The 16,037-nt window shown below is 57.6% G+C and carries 14 protein-coding genes; 8 read left to right on the forward strand and 6 right to left on the reverse strand.

Annotated features, from left to right (window positions below):
- Nucleotides 1–1,833 (forward strand): glycosyltransferase, encoded by a 1,833-nt coding sequence (locus EV281_RS19635; RefSeq protein WP_132655335.1) that lies wholly within the window; start codon nt 1–3, stop codon nt 1,831–1,833.
- 303 nt (nt 1,834–2,136) lie between these two features.
- Here the strand turns inward: EV281_RS19635 and EV281_RS19640 are convergent, their stop codons facing one another.
- Nucleotides 2,137–2,958, reverse strand: a complete 822-nt coding sequence (locus tag EV281_RS19640; RefSeq protein WP_132655458.1) for a response regulator transcription factor — start codon at nt 2,956–2,958, stop codon at nt 2,137–2,139.
- A 555-nt stretch (nt 2,959–3,513) separates the two neighbouring features.
- Here EV281_RS19640 and EV281_RS19645 point away from each other — a divergent pair.
- From EV281_RS19645 to EV281_RS19670, 6 genes are read left to right on the forward strand one after another with little or no spacing between them, the layout of a single operon-like run.
- The gene (locus EV281_RS19645; protein ID WP_132655460.1) at nt 3,514–4,020 is read left to right on the forward strand and encodes an acyltransferase; all 507 of its coding nucleotides are present in this window, start codon (nt 3,514–3,516) and stop codon (nt 4,018–4,020) included.
- Entirely contained in the window at nt 4,017–5,054 is a 1,038-nt protein-coding gene (locus tag EV281_RS19650) for a Gfo/Idh/MocA family oxidoreductase (RefSeq protein ID WP_132655337.1), read from the forward strand. The genes EV281_RS19645 and EV281_RS19650 overlap by 4 nt, the downstream gene beginning before the upstream one ends.
- Nucleotides 5,051–6,154: a DegT/DnrJ/EryC1/StrS family aminotransferase gene (locus EV281_RS19655; protein ID WP_132655339.1), complete on the forward strand. Its 1,104-nt coding sequence runs from the start codon at nt 5,051–5,053 to the stop codon at nt 6,152–6,154. Before EV281_RS19650 ends, EV281_RS19655 begins: the two co-directional genes overlap by 4 nt.
- Nucleotides 6,144–6,863: an acyltransferase gene (locus EV281_RS19660; protein WP_132655341.1), complete on the forward strand. Its 720-nt coding sequence runs from the start codon at nt 6,144–6,146 to the stop codon at nt 6,861–6,863. The genes EV281_RS19655 and EV281_RS19660 overlap by 11 nt, the downstream gene beginning before the upstream one ends.
- Nucleotides 6,860–7,834, forward strand: coding sequence for an NAD-dependent epimerase/dehydratase family protein (locus EV281_RS19665; RefSeq protein WP_132655343.1), 975 nt, complete (start codon nt 6,860–6,862; stop codon nt 7,832–7,834). Before EV281_RS19660 ends, EV281_RS19665 begins: the two co-directional genes overlap by 4 nt.
- A complete protein-coding gene (locus tag EV281_RS19670; RefSeq protein ID WP_132655345.1) occupies nt 7,831–9,048 on the forward strand; it encodes a DegT/DnrJ/EryC1/StrS family aminotransferase in 1,218 nt (405 codons plus the stop codon). The genes EV281_RS19665 and EV281_RS19670 overlap by 4 nt, the downstream gene beginning before the upstream one ends.
- Before the next feature lie 72 nt (nt 9,049–9,120).
- Here the strand turns inward: EV281_RS19670 and EV281_RS19675 are convergent, their stop codons facing one another.
- The 5 genes from EV281_RS19675 to EV281_RS31225 form a co-directional block, all read right to left on the reverse strand.
- Nucleotides 9,121–10,629 carry an O-antigen translocase gene (locus tag EV281_RS19675; protein ID WP_132655347.1) on the reverse strand — a complete coding sequence of 503 codons (1,509 nt, stop codon included), beginning with the start codon at nt 10,627–10,629 and terminating at the stop codon, nt 9,121–9,123.
- 61 nt (nt 10,630–10,690) lie between these two features.
- Nucleotides 10,691–12,004, reverse strand: a complete 1,314-nt coding sequence (locus EV281_RS19680) for an SLBB domain-containing protein (RefSeq protein WP_132655349.1) — start codon at nt 12,002–12,004, stop codon at nt 10,691–10,693.
- 281 nt (nt 12,005–12,285) lie between these two features.
- Nucleotides 12,286–12,843 carry an OmpA family protein gene (locus EV281_RS19685; RefSeq protein WP_132655351.1) on the reverse strand — a complete coding sequence of 186 codons (558 nt, stop codon included), beginning with the start codon at nt 12,841–12,843 and terminating at the stop codon, nt 12,286–12,288.
- On the reverse strand, nt 12,840–13,511 hold the full coding sequence (locus EV281_RS19690; RefSeq protein WP_132655353.1) for a L,D-transpeptidase: 672 nt from the start codon (nt 13,509–13,511) through the stop codon (nt 12,840–12,842). Before EV281_RS19690 ends, EV281_RS19685 begins: the two co-directional genes overlap by 4 nt.
- A 231-nt stretch (nt 13,512–13,742) precedes the next feature.
- Nucleotides 13,743–13,916 carry a hypothetical protein gene (locus EV281_RS31225; protein WP_165911927.1) on the reverse strand — a complete coding sequence of 58 codons (174 nt, stop codon included), beginning with the start codon at nt 13,914–13,916 and terminating at the stop codon, nt 13,743–13,745.
- A 364-nt stretch (nt 13,917–14,280) separates the two neighbouring features.
- On the opposite strand from EV281_RS31225, the gene EV281_RS19695 reads away from it, so the two are divergent.
- Nucleotides 14,281–16,002, forward strand: coding sequence for a penicillin-binding protein 2 (locus EV281_RS19695; protein ID WP_132655355.1), 1,722 nt, complete (start codon nt 14,281–14,283; stop codon nt 16,000–16,002).
- Nucleotides 16,003–16,037 lie beyond the last annotated feature (35 nt).

Genomic DNA, 16,037 nt, shown 5'->3' on the forward strand with positions numbered 1-16,037 from the left:
ATGAATAGCATCGGCAATCATCGCAAACCGAGGCTCGTTTTCTTTCAATGGGATCATCAACCCAATGCGAAAGCAGCCGGTTACCTGCTGCTGCACATGCAGCAGCAGGTCAAGTGCCTCAGCACACACTTTGATGTCGTCGTCGTCAATCACGACTGCGACTACGCAGAGATATGTGAGAGATACGAGCCGGATCTGACGCTGTTTGAGAGCGGCTATCGGTCGCACGGATCAAGACGGATAAGCATCACCAATACCAATGCTTATGTCGGCGTTCCGAAGCTTGGCCTTCATAACGCGGATCCATGGTGCGATCGGCGCAGCGGCTTTCTTTCCGATATGGAGCAATGGGGCATCGAGACATATTTCTCGATTGCGACCTTGGCTCCGGAATATATGCCGGAACTAAAGGACAACCTGTTCGTCTGGCCAAATTTCATCGATCCGGAAGTCTTTCAAGACTATCACCAGCACAAGGTCATACCGGTCACGCTCACGGGCCAGGTCAATGGCCTTTACCCCTGGCGGCAGAAGGTCTTTCCGATAATCCGCGATCGATATCCCTGCCTGGTTTCGCCGCAACATAGTTATGAGAGCAAGCTTGCCTCCCAGCTGCTGTCGGGAGAGGCCTATGCCCGCGCGCTCAACGCGAGCCTCGTCGTACCGGCATGCGGCACCATGGCCGGCGAGGTGGTGCGAAAGCATTTTGAGATCCCGGCGGCGAATTCCTGTCTCGTGACAGAACGGACGGCAGCACTGCAGGCGGCTGGCTTTGCCGACATGGAAAATTGTGTCTTTGCCGACCACCACGACGTGATTGAACGATTGGAATATCTCTTTGCCCACCCTGGCGAGATCCAGCGTATTTCGACGGCGGGCTATAATCTGGTCCATTCTCGCCACACTCTGAATCACAGGCCGCAAATATATCAATGGTTTATGCTGAATGGGGGCCTGCAATCCGGGGAAAAGATCATTCAGTCCGGGCCTTTCGGCGACCTCATAAAAGTTGAACGCGTCTCTGAGCAAGCAAGCATCCAAGTCGCCGCAATGGCAAGCGACCGCGCTTTGTTGAAGCAAGGCAATCTGCTCCTTGAGCAGGGCAACGTGGAGGAGGCCAAGGACTGCTACGCGCGCTGCTTGGAGTATGTATCCTACCTTCCTGAAGCCAAGTTCGGTCTCGCTCTTTGTGCCCTTTATGAGGGTAATGCCGATCGCGCCTACGAGCTTCTGTTGAACTTGGTCAAGGTGACGATGATCGACTACGGGGCGGCTGACCCGGATCCGGTCGAATGGGCGTATTTTCTCCTCGCATTGGCCTGTAAAGGCCAGCTCGCGCAAGCGCGAAGGTTGCAAGACTTTTATCCGTCTCTGTCCCACGACGAACTCAGGCGCGCGCGCTTCGTCCTCGCTCAAGGAAGCCAGCAAGAGAATCGGCTTATCTCCGAAGGATCCGGCACGAGCCGAAAAAGCATTCACCAGCTTCCCATACGAAGCGATCCCGAATGGCTTGGATATTTCGCCGATATTCTCGATCGCTGTCAGCAGCCGAATCTTGCGAACGCTCTTCGTCACGGTCCCTCCGCAGATGGGGGATCGGGCGAACGTACAGCATCTCGACATTTCAGACCTGGTATCGGCTGGCGCCAGAGGTTGTACTCGGGCGTTGATGACCTGATCACCATACTGCGCTTGAACCAATTGCGGCCGAATGTGCCGCCAATGCCTGAGTTCCGATATTTTTGGCATCTTGCAAAGGGTCTGGTTCCCCGTTCGCAGAGAAGCCCGCTGCGCAGGATCCGAACGGCGCTACTTTCCAGACATGCTTCATGAGTGCCGGCGCCGCTTAAGGGTGTCCTTCGCTGAATAATCGAGAAGGACGAGTTTTAGCAGACCGCCAATCCCCGGGACTGCAGCCGGGTGTCCAGTTCATGCCGAGCGATAGACTTTGTAAGACCTGAGCGGAAAACTATGGTGGGCAACTGCGTGTGGGGCAGAGCCGGAAGTGACGGTAAACATGGTGGGGCTTGGGCAAGCTGAACGGATCACATCCGAGCTCAGGTGCTCAGGCGCAAACGTTGGGCTCGGTGGTGCAATTCTCTGCATCCACCGAGGCCGATTTTAAGGAAGGCTGTGCTAGTGATGTGACGGAACAGTTGTCCGTCCGACAGCGTCGATCCTGTCTCTGCTTGTCTCGCGGGAAGTAATACTGTCGAAGAGATCGTTGATCTTGAATACGACCTCTGTTCTGTTCGTCGCCTTGACCTTTTTCATGATGTTGCGAACATGCACTTTGACGGTGCTTTCTCGCAGATTGAGCTCATAGGCGATGATCTTGTTCGCCTTTCCTCGGCGGAGCGCCTCTACGACTTCGGCCTGACGGTCCGTGAACATGCCGGCCAGCGGTCGAGCGGTCGAGTTGCTGGACTCCAGCAGGTGACGCATGGCGAATAGTGTGCTTGCAGGCACAAAGACGCCGCCCGCAACGGACAGCGCGATGAGTTCCATGCACACGCTGACGCTCACTGAGGCAGGTATGTAGCCCTTGGCTCCATATTCGAGTGCCTTGACGATTTGGTTGAAATCGTCGCTATCGGCCAGCACGATGACCGGTATCGTCCCGAATTCCGACGAAAGGCTTCTGATTTGTCCTGAAACGGCAGGTTCATCGATTTTTTTTCCGCCAATGTTCAAGAGAATTGCCGAAAGCGGCGGATATTCGTCGCGTCTCTGCTTCCACTCTTCAATCTCTCCAAATGCCAGGACATGTAGATCCGTCTTGTGGGCGGCCATGCACTGCGCAAGGCATTGCCGATCAAGTTCACGGTTATCGAGGATCACGAGAGAATGCTTTGGCTTTGACGGCGAGATCGATGCCGTCGAATTATTCTCTATCTTAAGTGGCAGAGTAACATTTTCCTGCCTTAGGTCTAGATTTGGTATAAGCGCTGAATTCACTGCTTCATCCTCCCCAGCCGAGTTTTCACTACGCCCCAACAACAACCGAACACTCAAGCCCTTCAGATATGAGGGTTTGGAAGCACTAAAGTGGGAATTAAATACCACAGTTTCAGCGATCTCAAACTAGCTAATATAGGCTAAAGACGAACATTAGTTCCATCGCAAGATGTAAATTGGTCCTAATTCTTGGTATGGACCTATGCGATACTAGGCCAATCGCCGAGTAGTTAATTGCGTTGTCCCCCAGTTACCAATCGAGTCGCTAAACGCATGAAATCAATATGGCCCGTGGCGTACGCTCGAGCCGAATTCGAGCTTGCTCCACCACCAATGTTGATTGTGGGCTATGAATTTTGGGGTACGTCGTCATAAGTAGATACGCCTTTAGGTGAATAAGCTTAGACGTTTTGTTTCTTTACTCAGAAGACGAAAACAATTCTCTTTGAGGGGCAAGAAATATTTGTCCTGTCTAGATGAAATCTTTGGCGCAATCAGTGGGTTTCCGGTTTCATCTATAAATCAGGATTTGTTGAAGAGTAGGGGTGCATGCGTATGATTGCATCGAACGTCAAGCTGGATGACAGCAGCGTCATCCATCATCGAGATCTTGTGAATCTCTACGGCTGCACGATCGGCGCGCGAACGCGCATCGGCACCTTCGTTGAAATCCAGAAAAACGTCGTCGTCGGCAAAGACTGCAAGATCTCCAGCCATTCCTTCCTCTGTGAAGGCGTGACGCTGGAAGACGGCGTTTTCATCGGCCACGGGGTCATGTTTACCAACGACATATATCCGCGTGCCGCCAATCCGGATGGCAGTCTGCAAACGGAGGCCGACTGGGTTGTCGTCCCGACACTGGTCAGGCGCCACGCGTCGATCGGTAGCAACGCTACCATCCTGCCTGGCGTGACCATCGGAGAGGCCGCACAGGTCGGCGCCGGAGCGGTTGTAACAAGGGACGTGCCCGATGGCGCGATTGTTGCCGGCGTTCCGGCAAGGGTGATCGGTCGCGTCAATGACGGTCCAGTTGACATAATTGCGTTGGGAGGAGTGCGATGATCGGTATCGCCGTTGTTGGCTATGGGTATTGGGGCCCAAATCTGGTTCGTAACATTTCGGAAGCGGCCGGCGCGCAGCTGATTTCAGTCTGCGATCTCAATGTCGAGCGGTTGGCGGCCGTTAGAGGCCGTTATCCCGCAGTCACGATCACCGATGATTTCGAGGAAGTCCTGCGCGATCCGCGAGTGGATGCGATCGCCATCGCGACGCCCGTCTCGACCCATTTCAAGCTCGCAATGCAGGCCATGATGGCCGGAAAACATGTCTTTGTCGAAAAACCGATGGCATCGACGACGGAAGAAGCCTTGCGGATGGTCGAAGAGGCTGCGCGCCGGCGGCTCGTGCTGGCCGTGGACCATACGTTCGTCCACACAGGAGCCGTCCGCAAAATGCGCGAACTGGTCGAAAGCGGCCTGGGCGACATGTATTATTACGACTCCGTTCGGGTCAATCTGGGCCTCTTCCAGCATGATGTCAGCGTCATCTGGGACCTCGCAGTGCATGATCTCTCCATCCTCGACCATGTCCTGCAGGAACGGCCGGTGGCCGTGTCGGCGACTGGCATGAGCCATGTGCTCGGTGAGCCGGAGAATATCGCCTACCTAACGCTCTTCTTCGAGAGCAAGCTCATCGCACATATCCACGTCAATTGGCTGGCCCCTGTCAAAGTCCGCCGCACGCTGATCGGCGGCAGCAATAAGATGATCGTCTATGACGACCTGGAGCCAAGCGAAAAGATCAAGGTCTATGACAAGGGCATCACTATGTGCCCCAATTCTGATGCCTATGGCGAGAAGGTGCATCAGATGCTGGTCGGCTACCGCAGCGGCGATATGTGGGCGCCTAAGCTCGATATGACCGAGGCATTGAAGCGCGAGCTGGATCAGTTCGTCGAGTGCATCGAGCAAAATTCACGGCCGATTACGGACGGTCATGCCGGGCTGCGTGTCGTTCGCGTCCTTGAAGCAGCAAGCCGGTCGCTCGCCCAGCGCGGCCGTATCATTGAGCTCGAAGAGGCGAGGCGCATTGCATGATCCCGTTCCTGGACCTGAAGGCACAATATCAATCGATCAAGAGCGAGATAGACGCTGCGGTTCTCGGCGTCCTCGCCTCGGGGCAATACATACTGGGCGAAGAGGTTGCCCGTCTCGAGCAGGAATTCGCTGACTATTGCAACGTCAAGCATGCGATCGCCGTCAATACCGGAACGAGCGCTCTGCATCTGTCCCTGCTTGCCGCGGGCGTCGGCCCCGGAGATGAAGTCATTACCGTGCCGTTTACCTTTGTCGCGACCGTGTCGGCGATCTGCTACACGGGCGCAACACCCGTATTCGTCGATGTAGAGCCTGTGACGCTCACAATGGATCCGGCTCAGCTCGAGGCGAAGATCACTTCCCGAACAAAGGCGATCATTCCTGTCCATCTCTATGGCCAGATGGCCGATATGGATGGGATCATGGCAATCGCTGACCACCATCGAATCCCGGTCATTGAGGATGCCTGCCAGGCACATGGCGCGCGGTACAAAGGCGCGCGCGCCGGCAGCATCGGCGTCTCTGGCTGCTTCAGCTTCTATCCGGGCAAGAATCTCGGCGCTTGCGGCGAGGGCGGGATTGTCGTCACGAACAGCGACGATCAGGCCAAGACGATGCGCATGCTGCGCGATTGGGGTCAGGAGCAGCGCTATCATCATCTGCTGAAAGGCTTCAATTATCGCATGGACGCGATTCAAGGTGCGATCCTGCGCATCAAGCTGCGGCACCTCGAAGCCTGGACAGAAGCACGTCGCTCTCATGGCCGCCGCTACTCCTCGCTGCTTGCGGGTTCGTCACACCTGAAGACGCCTGTCGAGGTCGCCGACCGCCGGCATGTGTATCACGTCTACGCTATCAGAAGCCGCGATCGCGACGGCCTTCAGCGTATGCTCACAGCGGAAGGTATTCCGTCGGGCTTGCACTATCCGATCCCCGTTCATCTGCAGAAGGCTCATGCCGACCTTGGTTACCAAGTCGGCGACTTCCCTGTCTCGGAGGCCGCCGCACGCGAGGTTCTCTCCTTGCCGATCTATCCCGAAATGCCCGTACAGCACGTCGATCAGGTCGCCGCAGCGCTGGAGTATGCCTATGTCAGCTAGTCGTGGAGGCGAGGCGCGCGTCGTGCAGGCCGTTCACGGCCGCAGCCAGAAGCCGGCAGATCCCGCCTATCAGGCCGGGCTCGCCGAAGAGCTCAAGCAATCGTATGGACGGGCCGGTCTGATCGAACTCTACGGCCGCTTTGCAGCTGGCGACGGCGTCGTAGACAGCCTGATGCGGAAAGCCATCTGGCAGGCGATTGCGCGAAGCTGCGGTACAGGATTGCAGGTCGCAGGCGGTGCCGGTTTCAAGCATCCGGAAACGTTCGAAATCGGCAATGGGGTATTCATCGGCGCTCAAGCCTATATCCAGGGCCGTTACGATGGCACTTGCGTAATCGGTGATAATGTCTGGATTGGGCCGATGGCCTACTTCGACGCGCGCAACCTGGTGATCGAGGAATCTGTCGGCTGGGGGCCTGGCGCCAAGGTACTTGGTTCGACCCACACGGCATTGCCCGTGGATGTTCCTATCATTCGCACGGATCTCGAAATCAAGCCGGTCCACATCGGCGCCTGGGCCGATATCGGTACCAACGCCACAATTCTTCCCGGCGTGCGCATCGGGAAGGGGGCGATCGTCGGTGCAGGCGCCGTCGTCGTCTCCGATGTCGAGCCATTCTCAGTCGTCGCCGGCGTGCCCGCGAAATTCATACGCTGGCGCACGGATGCCGATCCTGTGCTGAATATATCGCGTGAGGGAAGATCATGAGAAATAAGCGGGTACTCATTACCGGTGGAGCCGGCCTGATCGGGTCGCATATCGCCGATCTCGTCGCATTGGAAAAGCCGCGGGAGATCATCGTCCTCGACAATTTCGTGCGCGGACGCCGGGACAATCTCAGCACGGCAATAGCCAGCGGGTCCGTTAACATCATTGAGGGCGATATCCGCGACAGAGCGCTTCTGGCAAAGACCTTCGAGGGCGTCGACATCGTCTTTCACCAAGCGGCTATCCGCATCACGCAATGTGCTGAAGAGCCCCGGCTTGCCTTCGAAGTTCTGGCCGAAGGCACGTTCAATGTCCTTGAAGCTGCCGTCAAGGCAGGCGTGTCAAAGGTTGTCGCGGCCTCCTCGGCGTCCGTGCTGGGGCTCGCCGAGAGCTTTCCGACGACGGAGCAGCATCATCCCTACAATAACAGGACGATCTATGGTGCGGCCAAGACGTTCAACGAGGGGCTGTTGCGCAGCTTCGCGGAAATGTATGGCTTGCGCTACGTAGCGCTGCGTTATTTCAACGTCTACGGGCCGCGCATGGATGTTTATGGCGCCTATACCGAAGTGCTGATCCGTTGGATGGAGCGCCTTGCGGCTGGAATGCCGCCCCTCATCTATGGAGACGGTAGCCAGACGATGGACTTCGTCGACGCACGCGATATCGCCCGGGCAAACATGCTGGCAGCGAAGAGCGACGTCACGGACGAGGTGTTCAATGTCGCGAGCGGCAGGGAAATAAGCCTGCTGGAACTCGCGCAGATGCTGAGCAACATCATGGGATCCTCGCTTGAGCCGCAGCACAAGGAGGCGCGCGCCGTCAACGGTGTCACCCGTCGTCTTGCCGATATCAGCAAGGCCGAAAGGCTCCTGGGCTTCAAGGCGGAGATATCGATGGAGCAGGGGCTTCGTGACCTCGTCGCATGGTGGCAGTCGAAGACTGCTGCGGCAGGAGGCCAGGCCGCATGAGCCCGCTGCTATCTACAATTCCCGTCGCAAAGCCCGTCCTCGGAGAGGAGGAGGCTGAGGCCGCGCGCCGCGTCATACTATCGGGATGGGTGACGCAGGGGCCGGAAGTCGCGGCCTTTGAGAAGGAATTCGCGGCCTACGTTGGCGCCGAGCACGCTTGCGCCGTTTCCAACTGCACGACGGCGCTTCATCTCGCCTTGATGGCGGTCGGCGTCAGTGCCGGCGACGAAGTCATTACGGTCAGCCATTCGTTTATCGCGACCGCGAACGCTGTTCGATACTGCAATGCAGTGCCTGTTTTCGTCGATATCGAGCCGGATGGTTACAATATCGATCCTAGCCTGATCGAGACGGCAATCACGCCGCGCACCAAGGCGATCCTGTGCGTGCATCAGCTTGGCATGCCTTGCGACCTCCGCACGATCGTGGAGATCGCCAAGCGTCATTCGATTCCGGTTATCGAAGATGCGGCCTGCGCGACGGGAAGCGAAATCCTATGGGACGGGCGTTGGGAAAAGATCGGCAAGCCGCATGGCGACATTGCCTGCTTCTCCTTCCATCCCCGCAAGGTTGTCACGACCGGTGATGGCGGCATGTTGACCACGGCCAATCCCGATTACGACCGGAAATTCCGGCTTTGGCGTCAGCATGGAATGAGCGTCACCGATACCGTCCGGCACGGTTCGAAGCAGGTTATCTTCGAGGATTACGACGAGCTGGGCTACAATTACCGCATGACCGACCTTCAGGCTGCCGTCGGACGGGAGCAATTGCGGCGGCTGCCGGGACTGATTTCGCAGCGGCGGCGATTTGCCGAACAGTATTGCGAGCGGCTGTCCACGATCCCCGGTCTGTCGATCCCGACCGAACCCCGCTGGGCTCGCAGCAATTGGCAAAGCTTTTGTGTGCGATTGTCTGACGAAATCGACCAACGGGCGGTCATGCAGGTCCTGCTCGATCAAGGGATATCGACCCGACGCGGTGTGATGAACATCCATCTGGAAGGCGCCTATGCCGATCAGGGCTCCCATCGCGCTGCCACCAGCCTGACGCGAAGCATCTCAGCGCAGCAGCAAACCGTCATCCTGCCGCTTTATGCCCAGATGACGGAGCTCGACATCATCGGGGTCGTCGAGGCGTTGCGTCAGGCCCTTGCCGAGGTCAGCACCGGCCGCGTCGTCCGTCAGCCCGAACAGCACGTCGTGCCCGCCTGAAGTGATACCTGCATACCGCGGGAAATGGATAGCGCATCAGAAGGAGCGTGCATCATCTGATGCGCGCTTTTCTTATGCGGATTTCGTGATCCATCCTCTGACAATTGCGGGTACCGACTCCGGTGGAAGCAGTTCGACCAACATGCGTAGCGAGTAAAGCCCGCTCGCAGCCACGGCGACGCAGCCAATCACCATCGCCGACCATGGCGGCAAGATCAAAAAGGCCGCGAATACCAATCCCGACGTCGGCAGGAACAGAAGCGCGTGCCTCCGGTTGGCGGGCGACCAGCGAAAGCCGGTAAACCGGCGGACGATGACGTAAATCAGGATACTGTGCCAGACGTATAGGCCGAAAAAAGCCATGCCGGCCCCTGGCGTGCCAAATTTTGACACAAAGAGCCATGCCAGCCCCACATGCACCAGCGTTGCTGCGACCTCCGTCCAGAAGAAGATCGTCTGCGCACCCTTCGCCAAGACGATGAAACCCATCGGCCAGGCGACGATCCTGAGCATCATTCCAAGGCAGATCCACCGCAGAAGCTCCACGGCGCCATGAAACTCCGAAGAATAGAACAAACTCATCACGAGCGGTGCGAGGATCAAGGTGGCGAGCAGACCAGGCCCGGCCAGTAGCAGGCTTATTTCCGCCTGCTCGTTGACCAGCCGATTACACTCGGCATTGTTGTCTGCGGCTGCAGTCAAGCGCGGATAGAAGTCCGTGCTCATCGCCTGCAGGATAAAACCGGCATAGAGCCCGCCAAGCGCCCAAGCCGCCTGATACAATCCAGCCGCGGCAACGCCCCCCTCCTTCAGCACGATGATGCGGATGGCGTATGCCGCCCCGAAGGTCAGAAGCCCGCTTGCCATGAACGCGAAGCCGAGCCGGAGCAGAGCGGTCGCTTCCTGGCCGAACTGGCGCGCCGACATTGCTGGGCGATGCGTGGAGATTCGTCGGCTGTACCACCAGGTGGGAAGAATTGAAGCAGCCGCGACCACGACCAGGGACGGCCCGATGGCCTGTGCGCCAAACAGATAGATCAGCGGGATGCTGACCACGGTTCCGAAGAGCCCCGAGAGCACGTTGATGACGGCAAGGCTTCCGATGTTCCGCATTCCCTGAATCAATGCGGTTTGTCCGGCGGAGACCACCCGAAAAAATACGGCTAGAGAGAGGAGTGCGATCCCTGCTGCATGCTGGGAGTCGCCAAAGGTGAAATTCGAGACCGGAAAGGCCAGTGCGGCAAGCAAGAGCGCACCAAGAAGGCCGAGTACCATCGATATGCGCCTGAGCGCGGTCGCCGATCGTGCGATCCTGTCTGCGTCGCTGGTGCCGGCAGCTTCGGCGATCTGGCGCACGCCGCTGCTACTCACGCCCAGACCAGCAATCGCTTGGGCCATATCGATGATCGATCCATAGAGGCCGATAAGTCCCACGCCTTCCGGCCCGAGCAGGACTGCCAGAGCTTTGTTTCTGATGATGCTGAGCGCGACGTTTATCAACGAGGAGCCGCCCATCAGCATCGTCGATTTGAGAATCTGGGTATAGGTCTGGCCACGAGGAGGTATCATGCGCAAGGTCATTAGATATCCCTGGCCATAGGCTGGCAGCAAAGTTGTTGGTTGCAACACATGCTTTCGCCGGTCACTGGCTGGCCCGATCCGCAAGCGCTTGAGGTTGTTCGGAAGACTCGGCGGAGTCAGGATCGGACGAGCCTTCCAAAATATGAGGTTGGACCACTCTCACCACATCACCGGGCTCCAACGCCGTCGTTTCCGAGGCCGGGAATTGTTTGATCTGTCCGTCATTCCGCCGGCTTACGGTAAAGGTAAGCGGGAGTTCATCGCCAGGGTTTTTAGCGTCGGCGCTAGTGGCGAGCCCCTCGATGAGCAGCTTCTGCGTCAGTTCCCGTTTCATTTTGAGCTGATCGAGATTTGCCCGTTCGGACTGCGCTTCGGTTGCGATTTCGCTTCGGCGCGTATCAGCAAGCCCCTCGAGATTCCGTGTTGTCTCGCTGATGGCCTGACGGCCCCGCATGATCGCAGTGACGAGGTCGAGCTTGTCAGCGCGATAGGTCGTCAGCAGCCGTTGCAGGTCCATTTGCCGCGACGAGAGCGTAAGGCCCTTCTCGACGAGCGTCTTAACGCTGACCAGTTGGTCCTCGACGGATTTGATATTTTCGTCTGCCCCCGCTTGCTTTTCTTCCAACGTCGAAATTTCGGTATTCAGAAGGTCACGCAGTTCCACGAGTGCCTTTGACTGTCTCTCCAGCGCACTCGCTCGAGCCCGGAAAATGACCCGTTCCTCGTTATAGATCCCCGCCGCATATTGCTGGTCGCTGCCATCCGTCCGGTCGAAGGTTATCTCTTTTGCTCCGTCCATCTCCGCCTGGAGCCGCGACAGCTTTGCGGCGCTGCGCAAAATCGAGTGATCGGTTTCGCGTAATTCGCCTGCGAGCCTGATCGACTGCGTTTGTTGCTCGCCTTTGGCGCGGAGCGGGCCGCCGCCCATTGCGAGCGATTGCAGGACGGTAAGGCCGGGGCGGAATTTATACTCTCCCGGCTTGGCTACGTCTCCCACGACATAGATCGGCGGATATTCGAGAATTTCGATCATCACCACAGGTGCCTGCATCAGTCCGATCTTTTCCTGCAGACGCGTGGCAATCTGGTTTGCGAGGCCGGCATTATCAAGCTTGCCGACGGGAAGGGCTCCAAGGAAGGGCAAAAAGACTGCGCCCTCATCCGAGACGGTGTATTCGCCGCCGATCGCATCCCATCGTTCAAACTGGCCTTTGGATGGCATCCACTGGGCAATCGTCAGACGGATTTTCGTTTGAGGAGCAAAGGGAGTGTCGTCGGCGAGAGCCGGTGACACAGGCCCGGCAAGAAGGACGAGAGCACTGATGGCAAACGCCGCACGAAAGAAGATGTGAGGAACGCGGTACGATAACTTCATCTACGTGTCCAGCCTGCAAAGCATCCTTAAGCGGATACAAGTTCAATGCCTTAGGCGTTGCGCGGACGACGGACGCAGAGTCCAGCGCCGCAACACCAGTGTGCAGTCTGACGGAGCCTTGAGGAAGATGGAGGTCGGCTGCTTCACTTCATCAATATTGATGAGGCGGAGTAGGGTGCTTTACCTCGATCGAGCAGGAACACATGTTTCCATTCCACGGACGTGTGCAAGGACGGCGGAGGTCGGAGGAGTTTCTCAGCGATCGATGTTATAAGCGGCGATCAGGTCGCATCACGTTCCATGCGCAGATTGGCGACGACGCGTCGGTTCTGTACCCTGCAGGAACGCTCCGTGCAGTCGCGGACTTCTCGGTCCTCGCCGTAACCCTTGGCCCACATCCGTTTCGGGTCCACGCCCCTCGAGGCCAGATAGGCCATTGCCGCGTCGGCGCGCTGTTGTGACAGCGTCTTCATCTTCGATGTTGAACCGGTATCGTCAGCAAATCCCTGCAGCTTGATCAGCCAGGCCGGATTTCTGTTGAGCCAGGCAGCCTGATTATCCAGCGTCGCCATGGCAACGGAATCGAGCTTGGCGGAATCTTGCGTGAAGTAGATTCGTCGGCCGACGTTGAGGATGAAGTCCTCTTCGCTGCCAGCCTTGACGTTTTCAAAACCGGGCGCGGGATCATTGGTCTGGCCAGTCAACGGCGCCGCGGGAGGCTCTTCCACGGAGGCGATATCCGTGGTGGTGCAGGCTGTGAGCGTCAAAAACATGGCCGCCGCGACGCAAAGGCGCCTCGCATATCCGATCCTAACAGACATCAAGTTGATCTTCCTCATTCGACAGGGGTTGCCTGGCTGACCTCGGCGGCTGGCGCCTGGTCGGCAATATGCGGCAAGACCTGTACCGCGGTGCCGATCGGGCAACGCTGGTAAAGATCGATGGCGTCTTCATTGAACATGCGGATACAGCCGCTGGAGGCATCTTTGCCGATGCTCCACGGCTCAAGTGTGCCGTGGAAGCGATAGCCTGTATCGACGCCGTCCCGGTGCAAGTACATGGCACGGGGCCCAAGTGGATTCTTTGGTGAGCCACCCGCCACGAATTCTGGCAGTTCGGGGTGGCGCTTGCGCATCTCCGGTGGCGGTGTCCAGCGCGGCCAAAGTGATTTGCTGTCGATCGTGGCGCGGCCGAACCATTTGAAGCCCTCGCGGCCGACGCCGACGCCGTAACGGATGGCCGTCTTGTTCTCCATGATCACGTAGAGAAAATGGTGCCGCGTATCGACAACTACGGTGCCGATTGGTTCGCTGCTGAAATATTTCACCACCTGGCGGTGCCATTGCCTGTCGATTTTGGCAAAGTTCGTTGCTCGGAACGTGACGCCATTATCGACAGCGGTACCAGCGAAATAGGACGCTGCCTGAGCAAAAGCCGGCCTTTGTACCGCGCCTGCCCCAAGTAACGCCAATCCGCCAGCCAGAATATTCCTGCGGGTCCACACCATCGGCCATATCCCCCTCAAAGCCAAGCAGCGCGGCGCCAGTAAATCAGATTTCTGATTTAGGACAATATAAAACTCTTCTCATCCCCCAAAAGATCGAGAACGAGTTGCTATTACGCCTGCAGCCTAAGTGCTTTGATGGTTATTGGGTGGAAAGGAGCTTACCGTGCGTTGGCCACCTAAAGTTCGCAGCGGTCTCGCGGCATAGATAATCTATAAGCCGGCTTCTGATTGCTACCAAGCCGTGCGCGCCGTACCCAGCGCGAAGGAGTGGGAGGAGGTGACGAGGGCGACATGAGCCTTGAGCGAAACGGCACAGTTTCCCGGATAAGAGAGATTGTGCTGGATCAGGTGCTTCAGAAGTTCGTCGACATTGCGCTTTTCAGTCAGCGGAAATGCCACAGTCATATGCGTTCCTCCAAAGAGCAAATTGACCTTCGGAGCGATTTAGGCGCGAATCCTTTTGCGCTGCAACAAGAAAATTTTAACGATAGAATTAAAATCGATTAGTTTCGTGAGGTGATTTTTAAAATCGTTTTAAATCCGCGACCGAATGTGGCGCAGCCCAAATCGGATTACTGCGACAAAATGCACGCAGCAGAATAAGACGTTGTTAACCATCCAGGTCCCAGATGGAGAGAGGTTTGAACGTTCTGCCTGAGGCGCGAGAATTCGGTCCGCAGCAGGACTTTGAATTCGCACATGTCCCCTTCGATGGCCGATGCAGACGAGTGGATTATGCGCTGGTGCGTTCTGTTCTCGGTGTGTGTCGATGTCGATCATTCATAGTATCAGCTTAAGAAGCGGTCGGCTGGTGAAGCTCACCTTCGAATCTGCTCCCTTCACGCGGGCCGCTCGCAAGACCGGAACGGCACGGCAAGCGAGAAGCCGCATCGTCACGCTCGCGAGTGCTCTCAGCATCGTCTACCTCGGAATGTTCGGCAAGCTCATCTATTATGGCCTTGCCGTCGATACGACGACATCGAGCATTCCGCCAAATCCGATCATGGCCTCCCGGCCAGATATTCTCGATCGCAATGGCGAACTTCTGGCGACCGATATCCGCACGGTTTCGATGTTTGCCGAGCCGAGCCATATGGTCGATGTGGATGAAGCGGTCGAGAAGCTCACACATCTTTTCCCGGAGCTTGACCAAAAAGCGCTCTATCGGAAGCTGTCCGACAAGCGTTCGCAATTCACGTGGCTGCGCCGCCAGCTGACGCCGAAGCAACAAAGCGACGTTCTGGCCCTCGGCCTTCCGGCCATCGGCTTCCGCCCGGAGGTGAAACGCTTCTATCCCGGAGGGCGCACGGCAGCCCACATCCTCGGCTATGTCGATATCGACAACAAGGGCATGGCCGGCATGGAGAAGTATCTCGACATGCAGGGTCTTTCGGATTTGGAATCCACCGGACTTGCGGTGCGCGAGAATCTGGAGCCGGTGCGCCTGTCGATCGACATCCGAGCGCAGAATGCGGTTCACGACGTCGTCACCGACGCTATCACCACATACAAGGGCAAGGCTGCCGGCGCCGTCATCCTCGACGTCCATACCGGCGAAGTGCTCGCCATGGCGTCCGCCCCCGATTTCGATCCGAATGATCCGCAGGCAACCGGCAGCGAAGGCTGGCTGAACCGCATGTCGAACGGTACGTTCGAAATGGGCTCGACCTTCAAGACCTTCTCGATGGCATTGGCGCTAGACAGTGGCACGGTGAAACTCTCCGACAGTTTCGACGCCACCGGACCGCTGCACTACGGCGGCTTCACCATCCACGACGACCATGACGTGCCGCGCCGCTGGCTGACCATTCCGGAAATCTTCCGCTATTCCTCCAATATCGGCACGGCGAGGATGATGGACCTAGTCGGTATGGATCGCCAGAAGGACTATCTCACCCGGTTCGGCCTGTTGACGAAGATGCAAACCGAACTGCCGGAGGTGAAGACGCCGACACAGCCGAAAGTGTGGAAGAAGATCAATTCGATTACGATCTCCTTCGGTCATGGCGTGGCAACCACACCGCTGCAGACCGCGGTTGCCGGTGCCGCCCTTGTCGATGGCGGTGAGCTCATAGAGCCGACCTTCCTGCCGCGTACGGCCGAAGAGGCAGCGAAGACCGAACAGCAGATCGTCAAGAAAAGCACCAGCGACACGATCCGTTATCTCTTCAAGCTCAACGGCGAACAAGGCTCCGGACGCACCGCCGACGTACCGGGCTTCCATGTCGGCGGCAAGACAGGCACAGCGAACAAGGTCGTGAATGGCCATTATTCGCACACGCTGAGCTTCAACGCCTATCTGGCGGCCTTCCCGATCGATGCGCCGAAATATGTGGTGCTGTCCTTCATAGACGAACCGCTGACCGGTCAGCACGGGCTGACATTCGCTACGAATACGGCAGCTCCGATGGTGCACGACATTATCAGCCGCGTCGCACCGATCCTGGGCGTCGAACCGGATTTCGGGCAGAACCTGCTGGCCTCATATTGAGGGCGACACCGGCATTCGCCGAATTTTCATCGCTC

This window comes from Rhizobium sp. BK418 (genome assembly GCF_004341105.1).
Classification (GTDB): Bacteria; Pseudomonadota; Alphaproteobacteria; order Rhizobiales; family Rhizobiaceae; genus Rhizobium.